A 13,764-nucleotide genomic window follows, 5' to 3' on the forward strand; every position below is an offset into this window, starting at 1 on the left:
GACCAACGCACCCGCGCCTACGTCACCCGCCGCACCACAGAAGGACTCTCGAAAAAAGACATCATCCGCTGCCTCAAACGCTACGTCGCCCGCGAGATCTACCAAGCCCTAACCACCACTTGACATCTATAGGAGCATCCACCTGTACCGACGCCCTCCCGCAGCCCTCCCGCAGCCTCCTCCCGCAGCCCTTCCTCAAGCGCGGTCGATGACCGCCTTGAGGAACCGCCGCGTCCGGTCGTGGTCCGGATCGTTGAACAGCTTGTCCGGTGTGGCGTCCTCCAGCACCTGCCCCTGGTCGAACATCATCACCCGATCCGAGACGTCCCTCGCGAACTGCATTTCGTGCGTGACGCAGAGGATCGTGATGTCGGTGGACGCCGCGATCTCGCGCAGCACGCGCAGGACGTCGGCGACCAGTTCCGGGTCGAGCGCCGAGGTCACCTCGTCCAGCAGCAGCACGTCCGGCCGCATCGCGAGCGCGCGGGCGATCGCGACGCGCTGCTGCTGGCCACCGGAAAGCCGGCTGGGGTGCTCGTCCTTCTTGTCCGTGAGCCCCACCATTTCCAGCAGTTCGACGGCCCGCGCCTCGGCCTCGTCCCGCGCGACGCCGAGCGAGTGGATCGGCGCTTCGGTGATGTTGCGCAGCACGTTCATGTTGGGGAACAGGTTGAACTGCTGGAACACCATGCCGATCCGCTTGCGGGCCTCCCGCAGGTACTTCTCGTCCGCGGGCACCAGTTTCTCGCCGCGCTTCATGTGACTCAGATAGTCGCCGCAGACCTCGATGGTGCCGCCGTCGACCTTCTCCAGGGTCATCAGCAGCCGCAGGATCGTCGTCTTGCCGGACCCGCTCGGCCCGATCAGCGAAACGAATTCCCCTGGCGCGACAGTGAAATCGAGGTCCCGCAGCACGACGTGCTCGCCGTAGGACTTGACCACCTGCGAGAACCGGATCATCGGGGAATCAACTGTGGGCGGCACGTCGCTCCAACCTTCTCACCAGAATCGAAGCCGGCAGGCTCACCAGCAGGAACAGCACCCCGGCCAGGGTGTACGGCTCGACGACGCGGAACGTTTCGGCGCCGACCTCTTTCGCCCGGTTGAGCACGTCGAGGACACCGATCCCCAGCAGCAGCGGGGTTTCCTTGAACATCGAGATCGTGTAGTTGCCCAAGGCGGGCAACACCCGGGGAACCGCTTGCGGCAGGACGACCGCCGTCCACACCCGTTGGCGTGGCAGGTTCAGCGCGGTCGCGGCCTCCCACTGTCCTCTCGGGACGGCCTCGATCCCGGCCCGGTACACCTCGGCCGCGTAGGTCGCGTAATGCACGCCCAGCGCCACGACACCGGTGACGAACGCCGACATCGTGAAACCCGTCAGCGGCGGAACCAGGTAGTAGATCGCGAACACCTGGATCAGCAACGGGGTACTGCGGACGAACTCGATGAACAGCGTGATCGCCTGCGACAGCACGGGGATCCCCGTGCGCCGGATCAGCGCGAACACCAGCCCGAGCGCGTAGGCGACGGCCGAGGCGAGCAAGGTGATCTCGACCGTGACGAGAAGACCCTTCAGCAGCAGAGGAATCGAATCGAAGGCCGCTTCCCAGCTCCAGTCCATCAGATACCCCCCGCCGCGGCCGTCATCTTCGACGGCGCCCTGCCGAGGCGCCGCGCCGCGACCCGCTCCAGCGCTCGCATCCCGCTGGTGATCAGCAGGGCGATGAGCAGGTAGAGCACGAGTTCGGTGCCGTAGATCCAGCCGATCTCGGAGCCGAACACCGGCCGCAGCAGTTCACCTTGCCGTGCCATCTCCGGGACGGCGATGAACGAGAGCAGCGCCGTACTCTTCAGCAACTGGATGAACAGGTTGTTGAACGGCGGCAGCATTTCCGCGAACGCCTGCGGCAGGATCACGCGCCGCATCCGCTGGGCGGGTGTCAGGTTGAGCGCGATGGCTCCTTCGAACTGCGCCCGCGGGACCGAATTCACCGCACCGCGCACGATCTCGGCGCCGTACGCGCCGTGGTTCAGCCCGAGCACGAGGATCCCGGCGAACATCGGGACCAGCTGAAAGCCCACCAGCACGGGAAGGACGAAATACAGCCAGAACAGCTGGACGACCTCCGAGGTACCGCGGAAGATCTCCACGTACACCCGGGAAATCCCCCGCACGAGCCGGGACGGCGATCTCAGCGCGAGCCCGGCGACCAAGGACAGCACCACGGTGAGCGCGATCCCGCCGAACGCGGCGGTGACGGTCGCGGTCAGTCCACTGAGGACGGTCGTGATGATATGCGACACCGACGACGACATGACGTCAGCCCCGTTACACCGCGCAGAGTTTCTCGGTGGTGACGTCGGGCTTCGGCAGGTTGGCCGCCGTGAACCCGAACGGTGTCACGATCTTGGTCCATTCGCCGCTGTCCTGCAGCTTCTTGAGTTCGGCGTTGAAGGCCTCGCGCAAGGGGTTGTCGTCCTTGCGGAAGACGAAGGCGCCGGCGGAAACGACCGGCTTGCCGTCCTTGACCGGATCGAAGCCGGGCGTGACTTCGGCCGCCGCGCCAGGGCTCTTGCTCAGCACGTCTTTGAGGGAGATGTCGGTGAGCGCGGCGCAGTAGACCCGGCCGTCGGTGACCGCGCGGAGCATGTTGTCCTGCGAATCGAGGGTGACGATCTGGTCCTCGGCGACACCGGAGTCGGTGGCGTACCCCTTCTCCACGGCCGCGGAGAGCACGGCGACCTTGACCTTCTTGGCCGCGATGTCCTCGAACTTCAGCACCTGCTGCGGATTTCCCTTGGGTACCAGCAAAGCGGTCAGCGCCGAGTAGTCGGGGATCGAGAAGGCCGCCGCGTCGCACCGCTCCTTCTTGATGTTCATCCCGGCCGCGACGATGTCGTACTTCCTGGCGTTGAGCCCGGGGATCAGCTGGTCGAAGGACACCGCTTCGGCTTCGACGTTGTCGATGCCCATGGCCTTGAAGACGGCTCGGGCGACTTCGGGGGCTTCCCCGGTGACCTTGCCGCTCTGGTCCGTGAAACCGTAGGGCGCTTCGTTCGCGATACCGATCTTGATCTTCTTCGCGTCCTTGGCCGCTTGCAGCGCGTCCCCTGAGGAGGTCGACGTGCACGCGGACAACAGCACCGGACCGCCGATCGTCACCGCGCCAAGAACAGCCGACCGCCGGAAGAATTCTCGCCTCGACCACTCGCCGTGCGCCATCGCCGCACCCCTTTTCGATTAATCGGTTTAATCGAAACGTAGGTGGGTACCTTTGCCCCGGCAATGTGAGCGGCTCACCCACCAGTGGCCGTTACGGTACCGAGATTAACGGTGACGTTAAGTGCTCAGGCCGTGGCGCTCCCGCACCAATCCGACAATTCCGTCCATGATGTCGGTGAGTTCGTAGTCCTTCGGCGTGAACACCTTCGCGATCCCCCGCTCCAGCAAGAGCTTCTCGTCGTCGGGCGGGATGATCCCGCCGACGATGACCGGGATGTCGCCCGCGCCCGCGGCCCGCAAACCGTCCACGACCTGCGGCACGACCTCGAGATGGGAACCCGAGAGCACCGAAAGCCCGACCACGTGCACGCCCTCCTGGACGGCGGCCGCGACGATCTGCTCCGGTGTGAGCCGGATGCCCTGGTACACCACCTCGAACCCGACGTCACGCGCCCGGACGGCCACCTGCTCGGCGCCGTTCGAATGCCCGTCGAGGCCGGGTTTGCCGACCAGGATCCGCAGCCGCTCGCCGATCTCGGTGTTCGTCGCCTTGACCCGGTCGCGGACGCGGCGGAGTTCCGCGTTGCCCTCGCCCGCGGCCGCCGACGCGGAAACCCCGGTGGGAGCACGGTATTCGCCGAACACCTCGCGCAGCGCGCCCGACCATTCACCGGTGGTGACACCGGCGCGGGCGCACTCGATCGTCGCCTCGAACAGGTTCTCCGACGTCTTCGCGATGGCCTTCAGCTTCTCCAGCGCCGACTCGGCGGCCGCGCTGTCGCGGTGCGTCCGCCATTCCTCGATCGCCGTGACGGCCTGCTTCTCGACGGCGGGGTCGATCGTTTCGATCGCCTTGGCGCCCTCGGCCTGCAGCGGGGAGGGCTCCGTGGTCTCGAACTTGTTGACCCCGACCAGGATCCGCTCGCCGTTCTCCATTCCGCGCCGGTACTCCGCGAGCGAAGCGACGAGTTGCGACTTCATGTAGCCGCTCTCGACGGCCGCGACCGCGCCACCGAGATCCTGCACCCGCGCGATCTCCTCGCGCGCGCCCGCCATGATCTCGTCGACCTTGGCCTGGATGACGTGCGAACCGTCGAAGATGTCCTCGTACTCCAGCAGATCGGTCTCGAACGCGAGCACCTGCTGCATCCGCAGCGCCCACTGCTGATCCCACGGCCGGGGCAGCCCGAGCGCCTCGTTCCACGCGGGCAGCTGGATCGCGCGGGCCCTGGCGCCGCGGGAAAGCGAGACCGCGAGCATCTCCAGCACGATGCGCTGGACGTTGTTCTCCGGCTGCGCCTCGGTCAGTCCCAGCGAGTTGACCTGCACGCCGTAACGCAGCCGCCGCGCCTTGGGATCCGTGACGCCGTAACGATCCCGGGTGATCTCGTCCCACAGCGCGGTGAACGCGCGCATCTTCGACATCTCTTCGACGAACCGCACACCCGCGTTGACGAAGAACGAGATCCGCGCGACCACCTTGGCCATGTCGGCCTGCTCGACCTGCCCGGAATCCCGCACCGCGTCGAGGACGGCGATGGCCGTGCACAACGCGTACGCGACCTCCTGCGTCGGCGTCGCGCCGGCTTCCTGCAGGTGATAGCTGCAGATGTTGATCGGGTTCCACTTCGGCACGTGGTGCACGGTCCACGCGATCATGTCGGTGATCAGGCGGAGGCTCGGGCCCGGCGGGAAGATGTAGGTGCCGCGCGAGAGGTATTCCTTGATGATGTCGTTCTGCGTGGTGCCGGTGAGCTTGGCCAGCACCTCGTCGACGTCACGTCCCTCGGCTTCGGCCTGCTCGCGCGCCACGGAGACGTAGAGCGCCAGCAGCCACATGGCGGGCGCGTTGATCGTCATCGACGTGTTGGCCTCGGCGAGCGGGATGCCGTCGAACAGGCGCCGCATGTCGCCGATATGCGAGACGGGCACGCCGACCTTGCCGACCTCACCCTTGGACAGCTGGTGATCCGGGTCGTAGCCGGTCTGCGTCGGCAGATCGAAGGCGACCGAGAGACCGGTCTGCCCCTTCGCCAGGTTGCGGCGATACAGCTCGTTGGACGCGGCCGCGGACGAGTGGCCCGCGTAGGTCCGCATCACCCAGGGGCGGTCCCGTTCACGGTCCGTGGGATAGGGCACGGTATACCTCCGGCGCTGGACGACGGCCTGAGTGTACCGGCCGGTAACATCGACCGCGCAGTTGAATCAGACACAGTCGGGTCATTCTCCCGCGACCGGTTCGTGGCGCTGTCGTGCCTCGTCCACGGCTTTCGCGAGCTTTTCCCGCACCTTCGCCACATCGCTGACACCCACCAGGATGACCGGCGCCTCGCGATCCCTACCGGTGCCCGCGCCGAAGTTCGCCGACGCCCACGCCAGCACGCCGAGCCTGCCGAAGGTGATCGTCCCGGTCTTGCCGGGGCCCGGGATGACCACGGGATCGGCCAGCCCGGCCAGCTCCCGGGACCTTTCCTTACGGCGGACCAGCGAACTGGTCTCGATGACCCGGCCGTCCGTCACGGCGTAGGTCGTCGAAGCGAGCCTGAGATAGCGGATCAGCGGCCTGCCGGCGAAATGGAACACCCCCGCGACGGTGAGCACGGCCCACGCGGCGACATGGAACGCCGTGTCGTGGTTTCCGGCGAAGAACAGCGTGACCCCGACGAGCCAGAGCAGGCCGACGGGAACGTTGAAGTAGTCGCCGGGATTGAAGAGGGGCCTGCGCACCGGCTGTCCGGCCCAGATGACCCGTTCGCCTGGAAGGAGGTCGATCTGCCCCTCGTGCATGCCAAGGCACCCTACCCGTCCGCGAGGCGGGCGAGCAGTGTCCGTTCGTCGGTACAGGCGGTCGTGAGTGGCCCTTCGGGTTGGAACCCGAAGGGTGTCTTGGGTATCTACGTGGATTCCGGCTGCGGTCGGTGCCAGGCCCAAGTCCGTGAAGGCCTCCTTGAGGGACTCTGGGTCCCTCAAGGAGGCCTTCACGGACTCGATAACCGCCACGTCCACCCCACAGGCACCACAGCCACAGCGGCTGCACGGGAAGGACCCCTTCATGTACTCAGGCAGGCAAGGACACCTGCCCGGCCCAAGGCCACCGCACCGGAGACTGTGACCGAAATCCGGGAGACTCGCCCGCGGGCGCCGTCTAGCGTGAGTGACCGTGACCTGGAGTTCGTACAGCAGCTATCTGCTCATCGTCGTCCTGATCGTGCTCGCGCCGGGACCGGACACGATGATCATGCTCAAGAACTCGCTGTCCGGCGGCACCCGCGGCGGTTTCCTCGCCACGGCGGGGATCTTCGTGGCCAACACCGTCCAGGGCACCGCGGCCGCGCTCGGTCTCGGTGTCGTCATCGCGCAGTCGCAGCCGGTGTTCGTGACGCTCAAGTGGGTCGGCGCCGCCTACCTCGTCTTCCTCGGTTTCCAGGCGCTGCGCGGCGCCTGGCGCGGCGACTACTCCGGCGTCGCGGCGGTCAAGCAGCAGGGCGCGAGCGGATTCCGCCGCTTCCGCGAGGGCTTCCTCTCCAACATCACCAACCCCAAGGTGCTCGTGCTGTACCTGTCGGTGCTGCCGCAGTTCCTCGACCCCGCGACGACGTCGGCGTGGCACGCGCTGCTGCTCGCCTACACCGTCGCGGTGCTGGGCGCGATCTGGCTGATGACGCTGCTGTTCTTCGTGCACCGCGTGCGCACCTGGCTGGAACGCCGCAAGGTCCGCCGCGCGCTCGACGGCGTCACCGGGACCGCGCTGGTCGGTTTCGGCGCGGCGTTGGTGCTCGAGTCATGACCTGGGGTGTCTACGGCGGTTTCGCGCTGATGATGCTGGCGCTGGCGCTCGTCCCCGGTCCGGACAACATGGTGGTGCTGAAGAACGCGCTTTCCGGCGGCATCCGCGGCGGGGGCTGGGCCTGTTTCGGGGTCGGCGCCGCGAATCTCGCGCAGGCCACCGCCGCCGCGCTCGGTCTCGGCGCGGTCATCATGAACTCGCGGCCGGTGTTCGAAGCCGTGAAGTGGGCCGGTGCGGCCTACCTCTGCTACTTGGGGATCCGGGCGCTGATCGGTGCCTACCGCGGCGATTACGGGCAGCTCGCCGAGACCGCCGCCGCCCGGCGGAGCGGATTCCGTCGCTGGCGGGAGGGCTTCCTCTCCAACGTCACCAATCCGAAGGTCCTCGTGCTGTACCTGTCGGTGCTGCCGCAGTTCCTGATCCCGGGTGTCACCGGCACCGGCGACGCCCTGCTGCTGGCTTACACGATCGCGGCGGCGGGCACCGTCGCCCAGCTTCTGCTGCTGTTCTTCGTGCACCGCGTGCGCACCTGGCTGGAACGCCGCAAGGTCCGCCGCGCGCTCGACGGCGTCACCGGGACCGCACTGGTCGGGTTCGGCGCGGCGTTGGTGCTCGAGTAACCCCTTCGGTCGTTCACGCGATACTCCGTATGTCGCAATGGCGCGACCTCAGGGAGGCTTCGATGAACAAGAAGACCTACGGCGTTCTCGCCGGAGCCGCCTTCTCCCTCCTTCTCCTCGGCGCGGGCCCCGCCGATGCCGGCGAGCGCGGCAACGGCGGCGCTCCTCCAGGACACACCAAACCGCAGACACCGTCCAAAGCGGACTTCTCCGGGCACGGTGCCGACAAGCACGGGCCCTACGACTCCACCCGCGACGGTTCGCCGTCCGCCAACGGGAACGGCGGCGGGAAAGCCGCCGGGAAACCCTGTGCCGGTTGTGTCGGCAAGGCCGACGACAAGAACCCTCCCGGACAGCTGCCCGGCGGCTCGGACGCCAACGCGGGTTACGAATGCGACCGCAACCACGGCGTCGGGCGCGGCAATCCGGCGCATACGGCCTGCGTGCCGGACCGGACACCGCCCGCCACGAACCCGCCGGTCGAGACTCCCCCGTCCGGGGGATCGCGCGGCGAAGTCGTGGCTCCCGCGGTCGTACCGGTGGCGGCCCCCGCCGCGGCCGTCGCACCCAGCGCCGACGCCGCCATCGCGACGTCTCCGTCACTGGCCAAGACCGGTTTCGATCTCGAACCAGCGTTGCCGGCCGGGCTCGGCCTGCTGACCGCGGGCGGTGCGGCGGTCTTCGCCGGAACCCGGCGGCGCAGGGACGCGTGACTACTTTCGGCGGATGACTTCGCGGCGTCCACCACGTTGAATCCCGTCTCCAGAAGCACCTAGCCGAGGAGGTCGTTCGTGAGGTTCACCCCCGCCGCCACCGTCGCGACGCTGGCCGCCGCCCTCTTGCTGGGCAGCGCCACCGCCGCGCCCGCGATCAACTCCTACAACGCCACCCCGGCACCCGAGCGCACCGAAGTCGGCGCCCTGGTCGCCACCTGGGACAACGACGGCGACCCCGCCACGCCCGACCGGGTCGACTGGGTGTGCTCCGGCACCATGGTGGACGCCGACACGTTCCTCACCGCCGCGCACTGCACCACCGGCTGGCCCGCCAAGGTGCGGTTCTTCGTCTCACTCGACCAGGACGTGCAAGCGGGTCTCGACGCGGCGGCGAAGAAGTACCCCGGTGATCCGGCCGCGATCGCCAAGGCCGTCGCCGTGGAGGGGGTCGCGCACAATGAGCGCGGCTACCCGGGCAACTCGGCCGACTCGCACGACATCGCCGTCGTCCAGTTGCCCGCGAAGCAGGTCGCCGCGCGTTGGACCTTCAAGCCCGCCAAGCTGCCCGGCGCCGGACAGCTCGACGCGCTCGGCCCGCAGGCGCTGAACTCGACGCCGTTCGTGGTCGCCGGCTACGGCACGCAAGAAGCCGTGAACGGGCCGGGTGGGCACACGCATCCGGGTGGCGGGGTGCGGATGAAGGCGCCGGTCACCTTCAACGCACTGAACAACACGTGGGTGCGGCTCGCGATGACGGCTCCCCAGGGCAACGGCGGCGCCTGCTACGGCGATTCCGGCGGCCCGAACTTCGCCACCATCGGCGGCGAGCGCGTCCTGGTTTCGACCACCATCACCGGTGACGGGCCTTGTTACGCCACGAACGTCACCTACCGGCTGGACTCGCCGACGTCGCGTGACTTCCTCGCGCCGTTCGTCGCCCTGCCCTGATCGCGCGTGAAGGCCCCCTTTCCTCGGCTGAGCCGAGAGAAGGGGGCCTTCACGCGCGTTTGATCAAGCCCGGTCGGGCTCTCCCGCCACGCGCTCGATCCGGGCGCCGAGGCGGTTCAGGTTCTCCACGAAATGCGGGTAACCGCGGTCGATGTGGAAGACGTCCCAGACCTCGGTGACGCCGTCCGCGCACAGCCCGGCCAGCACCAGCCCGGCGCCGGCGCGGATGTCCGCGGCCCACACCGGAGCGCTCGAAAGCCTCTCCACACCGCGGACGACGGCGTGGTGCCCGTCGGTGCGCGCGTCGCCGGAAAGCCGCATCATCTCTTCGATGAACCGGAACCGGGCCTCGTAGATGTTCTCCGTGATCATCGACGTGCCTTCGGAGACCGCCGACAACGCCACGGCGAACGGCTGCAGGTCGGTCGCGAAACCGGGGTACGGCAGCGTCACCCAGTCGACGGCCTTCGGGCGCTCGTTCTGGACGATGCGGAAACCCTTGCCCTCGAACGTCTCGACCTCGGCGCCCGCCAGGCGGAGCTTGTCGAGGACCAAGTCGAGGTAGTGCGGGTTGACGCCGCGGACGGTCAGGTCGCCCCTGGTCATCGCGGCGGCGAACGCCCAGGTCGCGCCGACGATCCGGTCGCCGATCACGCGGTGCTCGGTGGGGTGCAGCTTCTCGACGCCTTCGACGGTGAGCGTCGAGGTGCCAGCGCCTTCGACCTTCGCGCCCATCTCGGTCAGCATCGTGCAGATGTCGACGATCTCGGGCTCGCGCGCGGCGTTGTCGATGACCGTGGTGCCCTCGGCGAGCACGGCGGCCATCAGGATGTTCTCGGTGGCGCCGACGCTCGGGAAGTCCAGCCAGATCTGCGCGCCGCGCAGCCCGTCGGCCTTCGCCACGACGCAGCCGTGCTCGATGGTGCTGGTGGCGCCCAGCTTGCGGAGGCCGTTCTGGTGCATGTCCAGCGGACGGGAACCGATCGCGTCTCCGCCCGGCAGCGCCACGACGGCCTGCTTGAGCCGTCCGACCAGCGGACCGAGGACACACACGGACGCGCGCAGCTTGCCCATCGCGGCCGAATCGGCCCGGTGCGACAGCTCGGCGGGGGTGGTGATCTTGGCGGTGTCGCCGTCGATGACGACGTCGCAGCCGACACTGCGCAGGACGTCGCCCATCAGGGGGACGTCCAGGATCTGGGGGCAGTTCGTGATGGTCGTCGTGCCCTCGGCCAGCAGGGCCGCGGCCATCAGTTTCAGGACGCTGTTCTTGGCCCCGACCACGTCGACCTCGCCGACCAGCCGTGCTCCGCCGTGCACGTCGAAGTGCTCGCTCATGGGCGCCAATCATGCCCTCTCGCCCGGATTTGCCTTACGCCGGGCCGGTAGAGTCGGCTTCATGGTCGTTCGCATCAACCGCGTGTACACGAAGGTCGGCGACAACGGCACCACGGCACTCGGCGACGGCTCTCGCGTGCCGAAGACCTCGCCGCGGCTGGGTGCGTACGCCGACGTCGACGAAGCCAACTCCGTCATCGGGCTCGCGCTCGCGATGGGCGGCCTCTCCGAGGAGATCACGCAGGTGCTGCGTGCGGTGCAGAACGATCTCTTCGACGTCGGCGCGGATCTGTGCGCGCCGATCGTGGAGAATCCGCCGTACGAACCGCTGCGCATCACCGAGCGGTACATCGAGCGGCTCGAAGGCTGGTGCGACGAATTCAACGAGCGCGTGCCGAAGCTGACGTCGTTCATCCTGCCGGGTGGCACCCCGGGCGCGGCGTTCCTGCATCAGGCCCGCACGGTCTCACGACGGGCCGAGCGCTCCGGCTGGGCACTGTTCGAGGCCGAGCAGGCCACGACGAATCAGCTGGCGATCAAGTACCTGAACCGGCTTTCGGACCTGCTGTTCATCCTGTCGCGGCTGGCGAATCCGGACGGCGACATCCTGTGGCAGCCCGGCGGAGCGTCCTGACGACGCAATTCGGCACCTGGTTGCGGTCGTTGCGTGAGCAACTACCGCGACCAGGTGCCGAATTGCGTGATGAGGTGGAGCTCAGCCCTGTTCTCGTGCTGCCCAATAACGCTCGAGGTCGACGTCGGGCGTTCCGTCCTTGCCCGGGTCGATCGCCTTCATCGTGATCGTGTCCTCCAGGGACACGGGCTCGGGAAGGTGGCTCCAGCGGTTCGCGTCCTCGCTCTGAGTCATAGGCCGAGAATAGACGCGGATCACGTCGGAAACCCGGTAGAAATGCCGCTTCGTGATGATCCCATGTTTTCGCGAGCCGCATTCAGAGGACTAAATGCCCCAGGAAGCCCGCAGCGAAGCGAGAGCGTCGTGGAAGCCGGGGAAGGTCTTCTTCACGCAACCCGGGTCGTCCAGCGTGATCCCGGGCGTCCGCAGCCCGGTGACGCTGAACGCCATCGCGATCCGGTGATCCCGACGGCACTTCACCAGGGTCCCCGTCGGCACACCCGGCTGGATCTCGATCCAGTCGCGCCCCGTCTCGACCGAAACCCCCATCGCGCGCAGGTTCTCTTCGCACGCCGCGAGCCGGTCGCATTCCTTGATCCGCGTGTTGTAGACGTCCTCGATCCGCACCGGCCCGTCCGCGAACGGCGCGATGGCCGCGAGCGTCGGCACGGTGTCGGAGATGTCGCGCATGTTCACCGTGACGCCGCGCAGCCCGCCGGTTCCGGTCACGGTCACGGCGTCCGGCCCCACCTCGACGTCCGCGCCCATCTGCCGCAGGACCTCGACGAAGGCCAGATCGCCCTGTAGCGCGCCCTCGCCAAGGCCCGGCACGGTCACCGAGTTGCCGGTCAGCGCGGCGGCCGCGAAGAAGTAGCTGGACGTCGAAGCGTCGGGCTCGATCTCGTAGCGGCAGGCCCGGTACGGCGTGGGCGGCACGACGAACGTGTCGCCGTCCCGCACGACCTCGACGCCGAAGCGCCGCATCATGGCGATGGTGATCTCGACGTACGGGACCGAAACGAGGTCGGTCACGGTGATCCGCAACCCCTCGGCGGCCAGCGGCCCGACCAGCAGCAACGCGGTCAGGAACTGGGAGGACAGCCCCGCGTCCAGCGTCAGTTCCCCGCCCTTGATCCCGGCGGCCCGCACGACCAGCGGATGGTGCCCGGGCGAGCCTTCGAAGGTGAGGTCGACGCCCAGCTCCTGCAACGCGTCGGTCAGCGGCCCGAGCGGCCGGGCGCGCATCTGCTCGGAGGCGTCGAAGCGGAAGGTGCCGTGCCCGGCGGCGGCCAGTGCGGGCAGGAAACGCGCGGTGGTGGCGCCGTCGCGGCAGAAGACGTCGGCGCTGTCGACGGCGGGGCCCTCGGGCCTGCCGGAAATGGTCCACTCCGACTCGGAGCGCGAGACCTGGTAGCCGAGCTTGAGGAGTCCTTCGGCGAAGCCCTCGGAGTCATCCGAACGGAGCGGCCTGCTCAGCACGGTCGTCCCGTGGGCGGCGGCCGCGAGGAACAGGCCTCGGGCGGTGATCGACTTCGAACCGGGGATGTCGACGGTGGTCACGGCGTGAGCATACGGCGTGCGCGAACGGCGAACTCACGTGATCAGAGGCGTGACTCGCGTGTTTGAAGGCGGAACTCAGGAAGCGCGCGGGAGGCGGCGGCCCGGCGGGGCCGATTCGAGCCAGGAGAGGAAACCGGTGAGGGCGCCGGGGCCCATCGCGATCTCGATCGCCTCCTGCGTGGCGGACTCACATCGCAGGACGATCGAGCCTTCGGGGACGGCGTACGCCTCCGTGCCGGAGGGGTCGCGACGGTCCGCGACTTCCATGCTCGCCCGCTGGAACACGCGGTCCGGGCCGGTCCGCAGGCTCCACACCCGGAACCAGACGAACTCGTCGCCCTCGTAGCGGCCCAGCCCCAGATGCCAGCTGGACCGCGCCTCGTCCGGACGCCACCGCAGCGCGACGCTCACGCCACCACCGCGGCGCATCCGGACCCACCGCAACGAATACCAGGCCGCGAGAACGGCCAGGATGGTCAGGGCCCCGAGAACACCCACGGCGATTTCCACGGCCCGGCCCCTGTCCTTCGCCCGGTCAGACTGACTGACCGGCCGCGCGGAGCTGGGCGGTCGCCCTAGCCCGCTCTTGCTCGTCGTCGCCGCTCAACGCCTTCTTGGCCGCATCGACGTCGATCTCGTGCGAAAGTTCCGCGCTTTCGGCGAGGACACTCACGCCGGTCGCGGTGACCGACAGGAATCCGCCGTGCACCGCGGCGGTCACGGTCTCGCCGTCCGTGGTGGTCACCTTGACGACGCCGCCCTCGACGAGCTGACCGAGGACAGGCTCGTGACCGGCCATGATGCCGATCTCGCCCTCGGTGGTCTGCGCCACCACGAACGTGGCGGTACCCGACCAGAGACGGCGCTCGACGGCTACCAGCTCGACAGAAATCTCAGCCACGTAGCTTCCCTTCACTTCAGGTGCTGGCACCGAG

The 13,764-nt window shown here is 68.2% G+C and carries 16 protein-coding genes and 1 pseudogene; 6 read left to right on the forward strand and 11 right to left on the reverse strand.

The genetic code is table 11. The annotated features are described in order from the left end of the window. A pseudogene (locus ACIHAO_RS24040) lies at positions 1–123 on the forward strand (IS110 family transposase); the annotation flags it as partial. A 72-nt stretch (positions 124–195) separates the two neighbouring features. On the opposite strand, the gene ehuA reads toward ACIHAO_RS24040, so the two are convergent. The 6 genes from ehuA to ACIHAO_RS24070 form a co-directional block, all read right to left on the reverse strand. Beyond that, positions 196–960 (reverse strand): ectoine/hydroxyectoine ABC transporter ATP-binding protein EhuA, encoded by a 765-nt coding sequence (gene ehuA, locus ACIHAO_RS24045; RefSeq protein WP_396561565.1) that lies wholly within the window; start codon positions 958–960, stop codon positions 196–198. A gap of 7 nt (positions 961–967) precedes the next feature. Then, positions 968–1,624 carry an ectoine/hydroxyectoine ABC transporter permease subunit EhuD gene (gene ehuD, locus ACIHAO_RS24050; protein WP_396561283.1) on the reverse strand — a complete coding sequence of 219 codons (657 nt, stop codon included), beginning with the start codon at positions 1,622–1,624 and terminating at the stop codon, positions 968–970. Next, complete coding sequence (gene ehuC, locus ACIHAO_RS24055; protein WP_125785116.1) at positions 1,624–2,319, reverse strand: ectoine/hydroxyectoine ABC transporter permease subunit EhuC; 696 nt, start codon at positions 2,317–2,319, stop codon at positions 1,624–1,626. Before ehuC ends, ehuD begins: the two co-directional genes overlap by 1 nt. A 13-nt stretch (positions 2,320–2,332) precedes the next feature. Next, positions 2,333–3,226: an ectoine/hydroxyectoine ABC transporter substrate-binding protein EhuB gene (gene ehuB, locus ACIHAO_RS24060; protein WP_396561285.1), complete on the reverse strand. Its 894-nt coding sequence runs from the start codon at positions 3,224–3,226 to the stop codon at positions 2,333–2,335. A 117-nt stretch (positions 3,227–3,343) separates the two neighbouring features. Next, a complete protein-coding gene (locus tag ACIHAO_RS24065; RefSeq protein WP_396561286.1) occupies positions 3,344–5,365 on the reverse strand; it encodes a protein meaA in 2,022 nt (673 codons plus the stop codon). A gap of 81 nt (positions 5,366–5,446) precedes the next feature. Beyond that, the gene (locus tag ACIHAO_RS24070) at positions 5,447–6,013 is read right to left on the reverse strand and encodes a hypothetical protein (protein ID WP_396561288.1); all 567 of its coding nucleotides are present in this window, start codon (positions 6,011–6,013) and stop codon (positions 5,447–5,449) included. Positions 6,014–6,386: 373 nt separating this feature from the next. On the opposite strand from ACIHAO_RS24070, the gene ACIHAO_RS24075 reads away from it, so the two are divergent. The 4 genes from ACIHAO_RS24075 (at position 6,387) to ACIHAO_RS24090 (ending at position 9,297) form a co-directional block, all read left to right on the forward strand. Then, on the forward strand, positions 6,387–7,013 hold the full coding sequence (locus ACIHAO_RS24075; RefSeq protein WP_125785121.1) for a LysE family translocator: 627 nt from the start codon (positions 6,387–6,389) through the stop codon (positions 7,011–7,013). Then, entirely contained in the window at positions 7,010–7,633 is a 624-nt protein-coding gene (locus ACIHAO_RS24080; protein WP_396561291.1) for a LysE family translocator, read from the forward strand. Before ACIHAO_RS24075 ends, ACIHAO_RS24080 begins: the two co-directional genes overlap by 4 nt. Positions 7,634–7,695: 62 nt before the next feature. Beyond that, positions 7,696–8,346: a hypothetical protein gene (locus ACIHAO_RS24085; RefSeq protein ID WP_396561293.1), complete on the forward strand. Its 651-nt coding sequence runs from the start codon at positions 7,696–7,698 to the stop codon at positions 8,344–8,346. 78 nt (positions 8,347–8,424) lie between these two features. After that, positions 8,425–9,297 carry a trypsin-like serine protease gene (locus ACIHAO_RS24090; RefSeq protein ID WP_396561295.1) on the forward strand — a complete coding sequence of 291 codons (873 nt, stop codon included), beginning with the start codon at positions 8,425–8,427 and terminating at the stop codon, positions 9,295–9,297. Between the two features lie 63 nt (positions 9,298–9,360). Here the strand turns inward: ACIHAO_RS24090 and murA are convergent, their stop codons facing one another. Further along, a complete protein-coding gene (gene murA / locus ACIHAO_RS24095; protein WP_396561297.1) occupies positions 9,361–10,635 on the reverse strand; it encodes a UDP-N-acetylglucosamine 1-carboxyvinyltransferase in 1,275 nt (424 codons plus the stop codon). Positions 10,636–10,696: 61 nt separating this feature from the next. Here murA and ACIHAO_RS24100 point away from each other — a divergent pair, with 61 nt between their 5' ends. Next, positions 10,697–11,269 (forward strand): cob(I)yrinic acid a,c-diamide adenosyltransferase, encoded by a 573-nt coding sequence (locus tag ACIHAO_RS24100; protein WP_396561299.1) that lies wholly within the window; start codon positions 10,697–10,699, stop codon positions 11,267–11,269. An 81-nt stretch (positions 11,270–11,350) separates the two neighbouring features. Here ACIHAO_RS24100 and ACIHAO_RS24105 read toward each other — a convergent pair whose 3' ends face one another. The 4 genes from ACIHAO_RS24105 to ACIHAO_RS24120 form a co-directional block, all read right to left on the reverse strand. Further along, positions 11,351–11,503, reverse strand: a complete 153-nt coding sequence (locus tag ACIHAO_RS24105; protein WP_396561301.1) for a hypothetical protein — start codon at positions 11,501–11,503, stop codon at positions 11,351–11,353. A gap of 90 nt (positions 11,504–11,593) precedes the next feature. Beyond that, on the reverse strand, positions 11,594–12,829 hold the full coding sequence (gene aroA / locus ACIHAO_RS24110; RefSeq protein WP_396561303.1) for a 3-phosphoshikimate 1-carboxyvinyltransferase: 1,236 nt from the start codon (positions 12,827–12,829) through the stop codon (positions 11,594–11,596). Positions 12,830–12,904: 75 nt separating this feature from the next. Further along, complete coding sequence (locus tag ACIHAO_RS24115) at positions 12,905–13,339, reverse strand: DUF2550 domain-containing protein (RefSeq protein WP_125792177.1); 435 nt, start codon at positions 13,337–13,339, stop codon at positions 12,905–12,907. A 25-nt stretch (positions 13,340–13,364) separates the two neighbouring features. Further along, a complete protein-coding gene (locus ACIHAO_RS24120) occupies positions 13,365–13,730 on the reverse strand; it encodes a F0F1 ATP synthase subunit epsilon (protein ID WP_125785130.1) in 366 nt (121 codons plus the stop codon). Between the last annotated feature and the right edge of the window lie 34 nt (positions 13,731–13,764).

Origin of the sequence: Amycolatopsis sp. NPDC052450 (assembly GCF_044547565.1) — a bacterium.
GTDB lineage: Bacteria > Actinomycetota > Actinomycetes > Mycobacteriales > Pseudonocardiaceae > Amycolatopsis.

Excerpts from the sequence above, each read along its gene's own strand:
- ACIHAO_RS24080 (WP_396561291.1), top strand. The coding sequence starts at position 7,010 with ATGACCTGGGGTGTCTACGGCGGTTTCGCGCTGATGATGCTGGCGCTG.
- ACIHAO_RS24105 (WP_396561301.1), bottom strand. The coding sequence starts at position 11,503 with ATGACTCAGAGCGAGGACGCGAACCGCTGGAGCCACCTTCCCGAGCCC.
- ehuA (WP_396561565.1), bottom strand. The coding sequence starts at position 960 with ATGATCCGGTTCTCGCAGGTGGTCAAGTCCTACGGCGAGCACGTCGTG.
- ACIHAO_RS24100 (WP_396561299.1), top strand. The coding sequence starts at position 10,697 with ATGGTCGTTCGCATCAACCGCGTGTACACGAAGGTCGGCGACAACGGC.
- ehuD (WP_396561283.1), bottom strand. The coding sequence starts at position 1,624 with ATGGACTGGAGCTGGGAAGCGGCCTTCGATTCGATTCCTCTGCTGCTG.
- ehuC (WP_125785116.1), bottom strand. The coding sequence starts at position 2,319 with ATGTCGTCGTCGGTGTCGCATATCATCACGACCGTCCTCAGTGGACTG.
- ACIHAO_RS24070 (WP_396561288.1), bottom strand. The coding sequence starts at position 6,013 with ATGCACGAGGGGCAGATCGACCTCCTTCCAGGCGAACGGGTCATCTGG.
- murA (WP_396561297.1), bottom strand. The coding sequence starts at position 10,635 with ATGAGCGAGCACTTCGACGTGCACGGCGGAGCACGGCTGGTCGGCGAG.
- ACIHAO_RS24085 (WP_396561293.1), top strand. The coding sequence starts at position 7,696 with ATGAACAAGAAGACCTACGGCGTTCTCGCCGGAGCCGCCTTCTCCCTC.
- ehuB (WP_396561285.1), bottom strand. The coding sequence starts at position 3,226 with ATGGCGCACGGCGAGTGGTCGAGGCGAGAATTCTTCCGGCGGTCGGCT.